We start from the raw sequence: 13661 nt of genomic DNA, 5'->3' as shown, positions 1-13661 counted from the left end.
ACTATTCCCTGATAGCTCAGTTGGTAGAGCACTCGACTGTTAATCGAGTTGTCACAGGTTCGAGTCCTGTTCGGGGAGCCATTTGCTCTCATAGCTCAGTAGGTAGAGTGCATCCATGGTAAGGATGAGGTCACCGGTTCGAATCCGGTTGAGAGCTTCGCAATCGGGCCCGTTGGTCAAGTGGTTAAGACACCTCCCTTTCACGGAGGTAACAGGGGTTCGAGTCCCCTACGGGTCATATTTACTTCTTTGGAGATTTAGCTCAGCTGGGAGAGCATCTGCCTTACAAGCAGAGGGTCGGCGGTTCGATCCCGTCAATCTCCACCATTTCTTATACAATCTTTACTTTATTGGGGATTAGCCAAGCGGTAAGGCAACGGACTTTGACTCCGTCATGCATAGGTTCAAATCCTATATCCCCAGCCATTTATGAGTCATTAGCTCAGTCGGTAGAGCACCTGACTTTTAATCAGGGTGTCGAAGGTTCGAGCCCTTCATGACTCACCATTTTTCTTACATGCGCGTGTGGCGGAATTGGCAGACGCACTAGACTTAGGATCTAGCGTTTCACGACGTGGGGGTTCAAGTCCCTCCACGCGCATAGGTTTTGCGGACGTGGCTCAGCGGTAGAGCATCGCCTTGCCAAGGCGAGGGTCGTGGGTTCGATTCCCATCGTCCGCTCCAATATTTTTACAGTTTTATATGCGCCCTTAGCTCAGCTGGATAGAGCGTTTGACTACGAATCAAAAGGCCAGGAGTTCGAATCTCTTAGGGCGCGCCATTTTTTAAAAAGTGAATAAACGCATAACGGGATGTAGCTCAGCTTGGTAGAGCACCTGGTTTGGGTCCAGGGGGTCGCATGTTCAAATCGTGTCATCCCGATCGTTTTGCGGGTGTAGTTCAATGGTAGAACTTCAGCCTTCCAAGCTGATAGCGTGGGTTCGATTCCCATCACCCGCTCCATCTTTTAATTCAAAGACCGGAGACGGTCTTTTTTTGCTATATACAGATATAAATGACTGTATATTCTTTAATGTAGGGTTTGTACTTTTTTACTTTGAGTTTACATTTAAAGTACTAGATTGTTAGAAATATGTGATATTACCTCTAAAATTGAAAACATGCTGTTACTGAGATAAAATAAACGAATTATGACTAAAAAAAATTAAAGTAAACGGTTAATTTTTATTGTGATTGATTGGTTAAAAGTTTGCATAATCATTCATAAGTTTAAAATTAATTAAAGTAATCAGTGTAGCTTTGTTGTATGATGTTAAGAAGATGTTAACATATAGAGGTATTAACACCGGTGAAAGATAGGAGGAAGAGCATGTCTGAGTTGACAGTGAATGCTAGTAAAAATCATTCTAACAACTTGCTGCGGCGAGATGTACGTTTTTTGGGGAATATTCTAGGTGAGGTGCTTGTCCATCAAGGCGGACAGGAACTTTTGGATATTGTTGAAAAAATTCGTGAATTAAGTAAATCATTGCGTGCAGTAGCTTTACCTGAGGTTTTTGAGGAATTCAAAACACTTATCAAAAATCTGGATTCTGATAATCGACACCAAGTAGTACGTGCTTTTGCTATTTATTTTCAATTGGTGAATATTGCAGAACAGAATCACCGTATTCGTCGTAAACGCGATTATGAACGCTCTGCTGGAGAAACGATTCAACCTGGTTCTATGGAAAGTGCTGTTCAAGAGTTGAAAGAAAAAAACTTTACAGCAGATGAAGTGGAAGCTATTTTAGCTGATCTTTCTTTGGAGTTAGTCATGACAGCTCATCCAACAGAAGCGATGCGTCGTGCTATCCTGGATATTCATAAACGTATTTCAGAAGACGTTACTCTTTTAGACAATCCTACACTGACTTTCCGCGAACGTGAGCAATTACGTGAAAAGTTATTGAACGAAGTGATTACATTATGGCAAACGGATGAATTGCGTGATCGTAAGCCAACAGTACTCGATGAAGTGCGTAATGGAATGTATTATTTCCATGAGACTTTATTTGATGTATTACCAGAATTGTATCAGGAATTAGAACGCTCATTGAGCAAGTATTATCCAGAACATGAATGGCATGTGCCTAGCTTTTTACGCTTTGGTTCTTGGATTGGTGGAGACCGCGATGGTAATCCTTCTGTTACAGCAGACGTAACTTGGAAAACGTTACAAATGCAACGTCGTCTGGCGATTCGTGAATACCAACGTATTTTGACAGACTTAATGAAATCATTAAGCTTCAGTACAACGATTATTGATGTGTCTGAAGAATTGTTATCTTCTATTCAAAAAGATCGTTTACATGTAACGATTGATAAGAAGTTCAGTTGGAACAATGAGAATGAACCTTATCGTATTAAAATCGCTTATATGTTGCGTAAATTAAATAATATATTAGATGAATCTAAAAAAGGGACAGCCGAAAGCTATAGTCATATGGGTGAACTTTTAGAAGATTTGCGAGTGATCGATCAAAGCTTGCGTCATCATTATGCAGATTATGTGGCGAATACATATGTGAAAAAGTTAATTCGTCAGGTAGAACTGTTTGGTTTTCATACAGCGACATTAGATATTCGTCAGCATAGTCAAGAACATGAAAATGCTTTGACTGAAATCTTAGCAAGTATGAAAATTGTAGAGGACTATTCCAAACTTAGTGAAGAAGAAAAGATTGAACTTCTTGGTAAGTTGCTAACAGATCCTCGTCCTTTGACATCCACATACCTGAATTACAGTGAAAGTACCGAAGAGTGCTTAGCTGTATACCGTACTATTTTCAAAGCACAAAAAGAATTTGGTACGAACTGTATTTCTAGTTACTTGATTAGTATGACGCAAGGGGCTAGTGATATTCTTGAAGTAATGATATTTGCCAAAGAAGTAGGTCTGTTCCGTCAAGATCCTGATGGTACCGTTCATTCTACACTTCAAGCGGTACCTTTATTTGAAACGATTGATGATCTACATGCAGCACCACAAATCATGCGTCAAGTCTTAGATTTACCAGCTTACCGTCAATCTGTAGCAGCGATGAACAATTTGCAAGAAATCATGTTAGGCTACTCGGATAGTAATAAAGATGGTGGAGTGGTGACAGCGAACTGGGAACTACGTCTAGCTCTGAATGAGATTACAGCGATGGGTGCAGAGTATGATATCAAGCTTAAATTTTTCCATGGACGTGGCGGTGCTTTGGGTCGTGGCGGTATGTCACTAAACCGTAGTATTTTGGCTCAACCTCCTCATACAATAGGTGGCGGTATCAAAATCACAGAACAAGGGGAAGTTATTTCTTCCCGTTATTCTTTACAAGGGATTGCTTATCGTAGTCTTGAGCAAGCCACATCAGCGCTTATTACGTCTGCGATTATTGCAAAAGTAGGCGAACCTGAAGGCGAGCACAATAAAAAATGGGAACAAATCATGGAAGAAATCTCTGAAGTATCGCTTAATAAGTATCAAGATCTTATTTTCCGTGATGAATCTTTTATGAGTTTCTTCAAAGGTTCTACACCACTTCCAGAAGTAGGCGAACTCAATATAGGTTCTCGTCCTTCTAAACGTAAAAATAGTGATCGATTTGAAGATTTACGTGCAATTCCATGGGTATTTGCATGGACACAAAGTCGCTATTTGTTACCTGCATGGTATGCAGCCGGAACAGGCATAGAACATTTTTATCAAAACAAAGAAGAAAATATGGCTGTTCTTCAGCAAATGTACAAAGAGTTCCCGTTCTTTACTACTCTGGTAGATACACTACAAATGGCTATTGCGAAAGCAGATTTGATTATAGCTAAAGAGTATGCAGGGATGTACAAAGATGAAGAACAGCGTGAACGTATTTTTGGATTGATTCAAGAAGAGTTTAATCGTACTCGTGATCTGGTTCTTCAAATTACGCGTCAACAAGATATTTTGGATAATGTACCTGTTATTCAAGAATCTGTTCGTTTGCGTAACCCTTATGTTGATCCATTGAGTTACCTTCAAGTTCAATTATTGAATGAGCTACGTGATCTGCGTGAACAAGATGAAGATAATCCAGACTTACTTCGTGAAGTGTTGTTAACGATTAATGGTATTGCAGCAGGTCTTCGCAATACAGGTTGATCCCAAATAAAAACTTCAATTCATTATAACTATCGCTAAATAGGTATATGTGTAAGGTATAAAGACTGAAAGAACCTGAGTATACATTCTTCAGTTATAAGTGATTAGAGGAAGCCGAAATATACATTATTGCTATCAATAATGATATATTTCGGCTTTTTTTGTATGAAAAGTTAAAATTCGCAGGATTACGATTGCAATTTTGGCGTGATTGAATTACGATTTGTAGTGGATTGTAAAATAAATCTATTGCTACACATACATATAGGGTTCGAAGTCTGGGGGAGTGATGGTGGATAATATAGAAACGAGATTGGTGAAGCTAGCACTTAAAGGGGATCAACGTGCGTTTGCCGAAATCGTGGAATTATACAAAGATAAAATTTTTCATTTAGGCTATCGGATGCTAAGTAATCGTCATGAAGCAGAAGATGTAGTACAAGAAACCTTTTTGCGCGTATACAAAAATTTAGATCGATATGATCAAAAACAAAAGTTTTCAACATGGATTTATCGAATAGGTACCAATCTTTGTATAGATCGGTTACGTAAGCGCAAGCCAAGTTATTCATTAGATGCAGAATTGAATGATCAAGATGGTACAGATGGATATGCTCTTTTACCAGGAGATGAGCGCACTCCAGAAAGCGAATATCTGCTGTCAGAGACACAACAATTAATTCATCAGGCGATCGATTCGTTGCCGGATAAATATAAGACAGTCATGGTATTGAGATATTTACAAGAGTTGTCTTTACAAGAAATTAGTGAAGTTATGGATATGCCTGTCACAACGATTAAGACCCGTGTGCACCGTGGACGGGAATTTTTACGTAAAAAATTAGAACCTAAACTATAAATTAAATTATAAATTGTGAAACCCATTGAAATACGATTCGTATTTAACAAGGTAGAAGCTGTTTCAACAGCTTCCTTTTGGTTATACGTGTCAAAAAGTATTTGAACAGAAAGGATTGGCTCATATGGATTGCAAACTGGCTGTCTCACTGATGCACGAATATTTAGACGGCGACTTACTGGATGAAGAAACAGATGAATTGAAGCAGCATCTGGCTGAGTGCGAAGAATGCCGTATCGCATTCAAACAGTTAGAACAAACAGATATGCTTCTTTTCGCCGTAAATCACCGCAAGCCGCCAGTATCTGATGAGCTCACTGCTCGAATCATGCAGTCTTTACCCAAGTCTAAACAGACACATGTTTGGTGGACTTGGCTAAAACGACATCCTGCATTAACAGCAGCGGCAGCTTTCTTTATTATTTTGCTTGGAACACTTCCATTATGGAATGAAGGCCCTGAGATGATTGTCAAAGGCACAGATTTGGATCAAGTTGTTATTGAAGGAAATTCTGTAATTGTACCGGAAGGTCGTACGATCGCTGGTAATTTAACGATAGAAAAAGGACAGGCTAAGATTTATGGAGATGTTGAAGGAAATGTCACTGTGATTGATGGTGGGATATTCCAAGCAAGTACAGCACATATTTCGGGGCAAGTTCAAAGTATTAATCAATCTGTAGACTGGGTTTGGTACAAAATCGCAAATGTGTTTTCTGAAGTCGCCTCTCCTTGATTTATGATTATTGCCTGAAAGGCGCCTCTTGTTAAAGAAGGCGTCTTTTTGCGTGTGTGCTTATAAAACGTGTACAATAAGAAAATAGTAGGTTGCAACGATAGAAGTATCGTTATACCCTAGATATAGTACTATTTAGTACAACAATAGTTAGGATCAGTACAAATAATTCATAAAAATAGATTTATTGCGCATTTGGTGGCAGGTTTGGGTAATCTTTTATACAAACCTACTTTCTGTGTATACAGTCATGAGGAAAATAATAGATGATAAGTCCACTAGATAGAACATGACGGGGGTTTCAGTATGGATTATTTTACAAGCTTAACTTGGAAAGATTCGATCAAAGATATCATCGATATTTTAATCGTAACTTATATTATTTATCAGTTGATTCTATTGGTTCGTGGTACACGAGCAGTACAATTACTGAAAGGTATTTTGGTGCTTGTGTTTATCTGGGCAATCAGTAGCTGGTTTGATTTGTATACATTAAAATGGTTAATGAATCAGGCGTTTACGTTTGGAGTATTAGCGATATTTATTATTTTCCAACCGGAACTGCGACGTGGACTAGAGCAATTAGGTCGAGGTAAGATTTTTGGCCGAACGTTAGCAGATGATGAAGAAATTACGAAGATGGTCAATGAAGTGATCAAAGCTGTTCATTATTTATCTAGACGTAAAATAGGAGCGCTTATTGTATTTGAACGTACAACAGGTCTGAACGAATATACCGAATCCGGTATCAAAATGCAGTCGATGGTCAGTTCAGAATTGCTTATTAATATTTTTATACCTAATACGCCTCTACATGATGGAGCCGTTATTATACAAGGGCAGCAGATTTCAGCGGCAGCTTGTTACTTACCGCTGTCGGAAAATCCATTTATCAGTAAAGAACTTGGAACAAGACATCGTGCCGCGATCGGTATTAGTGAAGTGGGCGATGGTGTATCTCTGATCGTATCAGAAGAAACTGGTCAAGTGTCACTTGCTATGAATGGACAGGTTATTCGTGATATCCATGAAGAATCATTAATCTCAAAATTACATGATGCTTTGAAACCAAAAGTAGCAACAAAAGAGAAAAAAAGCCCGTTCTGGAAACGTAAAGGAGGGGAGGAGTAATGATGGATAAATGGATCAATAACAACACAGTTGCTAAAGTACTGGCTCTGGTTGTAAGTATACTACTGTGGGTTATGGTCCATCTGGATGGAGGAGCAGCTTCTATTCGTACAACCTCAGTTTCTTCAGCGATGGGAACCAATGTAATCGACAACGTACAGGTTCAAGCATATGGATTTGATGAAGATAAATATGTGCTCAAATCTTTAGATCCTACACGCGTAAGTATTCAGGTGAGAGGACAACAGTCTGATTTGACTTCATATTTCTCATCAGAGAGCTATAAAGTGAAGGTAGATCTAAGTCAGGTCACTCAAGCAGGTACAATGACATTACCATTGATTCCTGAATTGCCTGCTAGTGTACAGTATGTATCGATGAGTCCAAGTACAGTTAAAGTAACGATTGAAGAAAAAACGTCTAATGCGTTTGTACCGGAAATCGTAACCCAAGGCGAACCTGCAACAGGGAATCAAGCAGGAAATCCTGTTATTACGGATGGTACAGATAAAGTTAGCGTAACATTACCTCAAAGCAGACTTGAAGATGTACAAAAAGTTCAAGGTGTTGTTAATATTGAAGGTGCTACTGATACAGTCTCCAAAACGGTGTCTCTGGTCGTCTATGCTAAAGATGGATCAGTTATTAAAGATGCTGTCGTCTCGCCTGCTAGCGTCAAAGTAGAAGTGCCTATAGGGACGTCTGTGAAGACTTTGCCATTGAATCTTAGTTATACTGGTGAACTTCCAAATAGTCTGATATTGGCGAATACAGAAGCAAGCGTCAATGAAGTAACCGTATATGGATCAGAGAAGTCGTTAGCCGCATTAGGAGATTCAATAACAGCCACAGTCGATCTAGGCTCGATCAAAGAAGCCGGCACTACAAATTTGACTGTGAAATTAGATATTCCTGAAGGTGCAGACCGAATAGCACCATCTACAGTTCAGGTGAAGATTACCGCAGAAGCTTTCTCACAAAAAGATGTCACTAATATTCCTGTTATTTTCAAAGGGGCAAGTGATAACTATACGAATGTGATTACCGATCCAGCGAATCAACAGGTTACACTAAATGTAAAAGGGACGCCTGAAGCGTTAGCAGCACTTAAACCAGCCGATATTGAAGTATCAGCTAATATCAGCGGTAGAAAGCCAGGCACTTACAACATTCCTGTACAGGTTATTTTGCCAGATACGATTGCGTTATCTGATCCAGCAAATACACCTACAGTTACAGTAACTATCAGTGAAAAAACAGACACTACAACGCCAAAGGATCCGGCGGATACGGATAATTCAGGAACAGGCACTACCGATGGAACAGGTACAGGTAGTGGGACTGATTCAGGTACGGGTACAGGTGGCACGACAACACCAGATACAAGTAACCCGGGAACAACAACTCCTTCAGAAGAAACACCTACCACTCCAGAAGGAACTACACCTGAACAGACCCCTGAAAGCAACGGATCTGCCGGAGCAGAGAATGGTGGGGCAACAACGATTCCTCCAGATAACAGTAATAACAATACGAATAGTAATAGTACAACATCAGAAGCGGCTACCAGTACGAAAGCTGTATTTCCCAGTACGTACCGATAAGCAGTTGATAGATGAAGTATAGTATTGACATTATGTGAGGGTCAGCGTATAAAGGATAAGATTGCCTAAATAGATTGTAATTCGTTCTCATGGATGTATTTTTAAATGATATCGTAAATAAATTCGCTACAATCCTAGAAATGATAATTTGAACAATAATAAGGAGCACAATAAATAATGGGTAAATATTTCGGAACAGACGGTGTACGAGGCGTTGCTAACAAAGAATTAACAGCAGAGATGGCTTACCAGATCGGGCGCTGTGGAGGTTATGTACTTACTCACGGAGCAGAGAAGCCGACAGTAGTCATCGGGATGGATACTCGTATTTCTGGTCTGATGCTGGAATCTGCATTGGTTGCTGGATTGTTATCAATCGGTGCACATATCATTCGTCTGGGTGTCGTTAGTACACCAGCAGTAGCGTATATCACTCGTCTACTCAAAGCAGATGCAGGTGTTATGATTTCAGCTTCGCATAATCCGGTAGAAGATAACGGAATTAAATTTTTTGGTGGAGACGGATTCAAGTTAACGGATGAAACGGAACTTGAAATTGAAGCATTAATGGATGCGAAAGAAGATACTTTGCCACGTCCAGTCGGTGCTGAACTAGGTACGATTGTGAATGACGATACGTCTAAATTCAAATATTTAGAACATTTGAAATCAACGATTACTCATTCTTTTGCAGGAGTAAAAATTGTCATGGACTGTGCGAACGGTGCGGCTTATGAATTAGCGCCAACTTTTTTCAAAGAATTAGGCGCAGAAGTGATCACGATTGCAGCAGAGCCTAATGGTCTGAATATCAACGATCATTGCGGTTCGACTCATCCTGAAAAGTTAAAAGAAGAAGTTCTTCGCCATGGTGCACATATCGGGCTTGCTTTTGACGGGGATGCTGATCGTCTGATAGCGATTGATGACAAAGGTGAAGAAGTGGATGGCGACTATATCCTCTGTATCTGCGGCGATGCTATGAATCGTGCAGGTAAATTGAAAGATAGTATGATTGTATCTACTGTTATGAGTAATATTGGTTTCTTCAAAGCAACGAAATCTCTTGCTTTAGAAACAAAGATTACGGCTGTAGGCGATCGTTATGTAATGGAAGAAATGAAACGTGGAGGATATACGCTAGGTGGCGAGCAATCCGGTCATGTCATTTTCCTCGATTACATTACAACAGGCGATGGAATCTTAACAGCAGTTCAGTTAGTTGATACATTGGTTGGTTCCGGTAAATCATTAAGCGAGTTAAAATCGATGATGGATAAATATCCACAAGTATTGGTCAATGTACGTGTAGAAAGTAAAGCACGTTATGAAGGCAATACTGCGATTGCAGCGGCTGTCAAAGCAGTAGAAGATCAATTAGGCGACAACGGTCGTGTATTGGTTCGTCCATCTGGAACAGAATCTTTAATCCGCGTTATGGCTGAAGGCCCTAACAAAAATGAATTAGAACAATATGTAGATCAAATTGTAGATGTTGTGAAAAAAGAATTAGTCGTTTAAATCATCAACACATAAATATGAGGTTGCCAGATTATGATGTATATTGGCAGATGTACTGTCGGTTACATCGAATAAGGCAACCTCTTTTTATAATTTAATCTGCTTCAAATTCATAACTGAGGTTAAATATAACCGTATCTTATTTGATAACTGTTGTATTATGATAGGGTTTTTATTGCTCAAGTAGAAAACAAATAGTCTGTTAGCAAAGGTTGAAATCAGTAATGATGATTTTGTCAGATTTTTATCATTGTTTTCTAAAAGATTAATAGATATAATGTACAAGTTACCAAATGTAATGAAACTGTAATGTAAATGAAATCTAATGTACTCAAATATAGAAAGTGAGGATAGAGGTTGGAATCAAGATTCACTAAGCGCCAGAGCTTGATCGCTACGGAGAAATAAGATCAAGCTGACGAGGTGGAGGTGTTCGAATGTTCGGCGGGGGCCTCCCGGTGACGCATCAAACCGTAAAGCAGAATTTAAAAGGAGAGAGTGATCTCTGCGACAAAGATTCTGTTTGGTGCATAATATTATACAAAAAGCTGAATAATCAGCATTTTATAGCAGGATTACTTTTATAAAAATTACTAATGTGCATAGAACATGAGCAGGATTACAGCATCACATAGAATGTACATTGAAAGCTGAATAATCGATGACTATCGATAATAGAACTCCAAACTAAATATGGTGCAGAGATGATCTACAGTGCATACCTATTCTAATGTTATGATCTGTATATCCCTGACTCCTGTTCTAATGTGCAACTAACGTCATGAGACGAACATTTGAACGGAGGAATACAACGATGTGTGGTATTGTTGGATATATTGGGAATAAAGATACGCAAGCTATTTTGGTGGATGGACTTCGTAAGTTAGAATATCGTGGTTATGATTCAGCGGGGATTTCTGTTTTTACAAGTAAAGGATTGCAAGTGGTTAAAGCTTTGGGTCGTATGACGAACTTGGAAGCTAAGTTAGACGAACATCCTTTGGTGGGTAATGCAGGGATTGGACATACACGCTGGGCAACTCATGGTAAACCATCTGATGTTAACTCTCATCCACATACAGACGCAACAAGCAAATTCTCTGTTGTGCATAATGGTATTATTGAGAACTATTTGGAGCTTAAAGATGAATTGATCGCTTCTGGTGTTGTATTTGTATCGGAAACAGATACAGAAGTTATCGCTCACTTAGTTGCTCGTGAATATGATGGTGATATCGTTAAAGCAGTACAAAAAGCTGTAACCTTTATGCGCGGTGCTTTTGCACTTGGTGTATTAACAGAGTATGAGCCTAATAAATTAGTCGCTGTACGTCAAGCAAGTCCACTTGTTATCGGCGTAGGTAAAGGTGAAAACTTTATTGGTTCTGATATTCCAGCGATCTTGAAATATACTCGTGATGTGTATATTTTAGAAGATGGCGAAATGGCTGTTTTGACTGAAGATGCAGTAGAATTGATGACGATTGAAGGCAACTTTATTTCTCGGGAAATATTCCATGTAGATTGGGATGCAGTAACCGCAGAAAAAGGCGGCTTTGATCACTTTATGTTAAAAGAAATTCATGAACAACCTAAAGCATACCGCGATACAATGCTTGGTCGCATCAACGAAGATGGCAAAGGTGTTCATTTTACAGACTTGAACTTAACCAAAGAACAAATCAAAAATATTCGTAATATTCAGATCGTTGCTTGTGGTACAGCGTATCATGCAGGTCTTGTAGGACGTAATATTATTGAAAGTCTAGCGAAGATTCCGGTAGAAACAGATGTAGCTTCTGAATATCGCTACCGTTCACCAATCATCGCTAAAGACACATTGGTTATTGTAGTGAGTCAATCCGGTGAAACAGCAGATACATTAGCAGCTCTACGTGAAGCACAAGCCAATGGTGCTCATGTTATTGCTGTAACGAATGTAGTAGGTAGCTCTATCGCTCGTGATGCGAATGATGTCATTGCTACATTAGCAGGTCCTGAGATTGCAGTAGCATCGACTAAAGCTTATACATCTCAATTGATTGCTTTCTACCTATTAGGTCTATATATGGCTGAAATTCGTGGAACAAAAACTCCAGAAGAAATCGCTCATATTCTTGCAGCTATGGATTCATTGCCTGAGCAAGTAGAGCAAGTATTAACACAAGCACCGATTATCAAAGAATATGCAGAGCATATCGCTCAACATAAACATTTGTTCTTTATCGGACGTGGTGTGGATTATGCAGTCGTACAAGAAGGTTCTCTGAAATTAAAAGAGATTTCTTATATCCACTCTGAAGCTTATGCAGCAGGCGAATTGAAGCATGGTACACTTGCTTTGATCGAAGAAGGTATTCCTGTTATCGCTCTAGCTACACAAGAAGATGTACTTGAAAAAACATTAAGCAACATCAAAGAAGTAAAAGCTCGTGGCGCAGAAGTAATGGTTGTGAGCTATGAAGAACGTCGTGAAGAGCTAATGAAATCGGTAGATAAAGTATTATCGATTCCAAGAACATTGCCATTATTGACTCCAGCGTTGTCTGTTGTTGTATTGCAGTTGTTAGCTTATTACGCTTCACTAGCACTTGAGCATGATGTGGACAAACCACGTAACCTTGCGAAAAGTGTAACGGTAGAATAGTATTTGCTAGTAATTGTAGCTTTATAGGGTAGACATAAATAAGTACAATGAATAGATATCAGCAAAAGCCGAGTACATTCAGGATCATTCCTGAGTGCGACTCGGCTTTTTTTATGATTGAATCTATAGATCAAATTCTATCTAAGGTTTACTTCACAGCACCTGCTGTAATCCCGCTGGCAATCTGACGCTGGAAAAAGATATACATAATCAGCACCGGTACAATACTGATAAATAGCCCTGCAAACAGTGGCCCCCATTCAGTACGATATTGCATTTCAGCTTGCATAACTGCGATACCGATAGGCAGAGTATAATGATCTGGATCATTAATCAGCACCAGTCCAACAAAATATTCATTCCAGATATTCAGAATATTGACGATCGCTACTGTGACAAGTCCTGGTTGAGACAATGGAAGCATGACACGGAAAAAGGTTCCAAAGTAAGAAGCACCATCAATCGCCGCCGCTTCTTCTAATTCTTTCGGTAACGTTTTGAAAAAGCCGACCAGTACAAATACCCCAAAAGCAATCAAAGTGGTAGCATATACCAAGATCAAACCGATCGAAGTGTTAATCAGATTTAACTTGTTCATTAAAAAGAATAAAGGAATCAGTGCCAGACTAAAAGGAACCATCATCGAACTGATATAAAGTAGAAATAACGCATTACTGCCTTTAAACGGATAACGTGCAAGCACATAAGCAGTAGTAGCAGATAAAATCAATCCCAATAACGTGGAACCTAGTGTAATAATTAATGAATTAGTAAAATATTTGCCAAAGTTATAGGTTTCCCATACATAACTAAAATTGCTCCATAACAAAGGAAAGTCCGGTAATGCCCACGGTGGATTAGCATAAAACTGTTTATTGTCTTTGAGCGCATCCAGTAATGTCCAAAGTAACGGATACAACACCGTAATACTCCACACGGCTAACACCAGATAGAAAAAGATACGAATAATAGGATTGCGAATACCCATAATATTGCCCATCAAGATCCTCCTTTAGTGACGTTCTGATGATCCAATA

The 13661-nt window shown here is 39.2% G+C and carries 8 protein-coding genes and 11 tRNA genes; 18 read left to right on the top strand and 1 reads right to left on the bottom strand.

Annotation, left to right across the window (positions count from 1 at the left end; translation table 11 throughout):
- Nucleotides 1-5 precede the first annotated feature (5 nt).
- From ACFSGI_RS03105 to glmS, 18 genes are all read left to right on the top strand, one after another.
- Nucleotides 6-81 (top strand) — tRNA-Asn (locus ACFSGI_RS03105).
- 3 nt (nt 82-84) lie between these two features.
- Nucleotides 85-157, top strand: a tRNA-Thr gene (locus tag ACFSGI_RS03100).
- A 9-nt stretch (nt 158-166) separates the two neighbouring features.
- Nucleotides 167-238 (top strand) — tRNA-Glu (locus tag ACFSGI_RS03095).
- Between the two features lie 13 nt (nt 239-251).
- A tRNA-Val gene (locus ACFSGI_RS03090) sits at nt 252-327 on the top strand.
- Between the two features lie 24 nt (nt 328-351).
- Nucleotides 352-426 (top strand) — tRNA-Gln (locus ACFSGI_RS03085).
- A 5-nt stretch (nt 427-431) separates the two neighbouring features.
- Nucleotides 432-507, top strand: a tRNA-Lys gene (locus ACFSGI_RS03080).
- Between the two features lie 12 nt (nt 508-519).
- A tRNA-Leu gene (locus ACFSGI_RS03075) sits at nt 520-601 on the top strand.
- 8 nt (nt 602-609) lie between these two features.
- Nucleotides 610-684: transfer RNA gene (locus tag ACFSGI_RS03070), tRNA-Gly, on the top strand.
- Nucleotides 685-704: 20 nt separating this feature from the next.
- A tRNA-Arg gene (locus ACFSGI_RS03065) sits at nt 705-781 on the top strand.
- A 27-nt stretch (nt 782-808) separates the two neighbouring features.
- A tRNA-Pro gene (locus ACFSGI_RS03060) sits at nt 809-882 on the top strand.
- A gap of 7 nt (nt 883-889) precedes the next feature.
- A tRNA-Gly gene (locus ACFSGI_RS03055) sits at nt 890-963 on the top strand.
- 367 nt (nt 964-1330) lie between these two features.
- Entirely contained in the window at nt 1331-4126 is a 2796-nt protein-coding gene (ppc, locus tag ACFSGI_RS03050; protein ID WP_204827020.1) for a phosphoenolpyruvate carboxylase, read from the top strand.
- Between the two features lie 289 nt (nt 4127-4415).
- Nucleotides 4416-4985, top strand: a complete 570-nt coding sequence (gene sigW, locus ACFSGI_RS03045) for an RNA polymerase sigma factor SigW (protein ID WP_069325697.1) — start codon at nt 4416-4418, stop codon at nt 4983-4985.
- Between the two features lie 124 nt (nt 4986-5109).
- Nucleotides 5110-5721, top strand: a complete 612-nt coding sequence (locus ACFSGI_RS03040; RefSeq protein WP_204827021.1) for a zf-HC2 domain-containing protein — start codon at nt 5110-5112, stop codon at nt 5719-5721.
- A gap of 306 nt (nt 5722-6027) precedes the next feature.
- Nucleotides 6028-6852, top strand: a complete 825-nt coding sequence (gene cdaA, locus ACFSGI_RS03035) for a diadenylate cyclase CdaA (protein ID WP_204827022.1) — start codon at nt 6028-6030, stop codon at nt 6850-6852.
- 2 nt (nt 6853-6854) lie between these two features.
- Nucleotides 6855-8456, top strand: a complete 1602-nt coding sequence (locus ACFSGI_RS03030; RefSeq protein ID WP_379282398.1) for a CdaR family protein — start codon at nt 6855-6857, stop codon at nt 8454-8456.
- Between the two features lie 177 nt (nt 8457-8633).
- Nucleotides 8634-9977: a phosphoglucosamine mutase gene (glmM, locus tag ACFSGI_RS03025; protein WP_204827024.1), complete on the top strand. Its 1344-nt coding sequence runs from the start codon at nt 8634-8636 to the stop codon at nt 9975-9977.
- Between the two features lie 814 nt (nt 9978-10791).
- A complete protein-coding gene (glmS, locus tag ACFSGI_RS03020; protein WP_204827025.1) occupies nt 10792-12624 on the top strand; it encodes a glutamine--fructose-6-phosphate transaminase (isomerizing) in 1833 nt (610 codons plus the stop codon).
- A gap of 148 nt (nt 12625-12772) precedes the next feature.
- Here glmS and ACFSGI_RS03015 read toward each other — a convergent pair whose 3' ends face one another.
- Nucleotides 12773-13624: a carbohydrate ABC transporter permease gene (locus tag ACFSGI_RS03015; RefSeq protein WP_204827026.1), complete on the bottom strand. Its 852-nt coding sequence runs from the start codon at nt 13622-13624 to the stop codon at nt 12773-12775.
- Nucleotides 13625-13661: the final 37 nt, after the last annotated feature.

This window comes from Paenibacillus nicotianae, assembly GCF_042681745.1.
GTDB classification, from domain to species: Bacteria; Bacillota; Bacilli; order Paenibacillales; family Paenibacillaceae; genus Saccharibacillus; species Saccharibacillus nicotianae.
The sequence above is the reverse complement of the archived record's forward strand: the minus strand, read 5'-3'. Positions and strand labels throughout refer to the sequence as shown.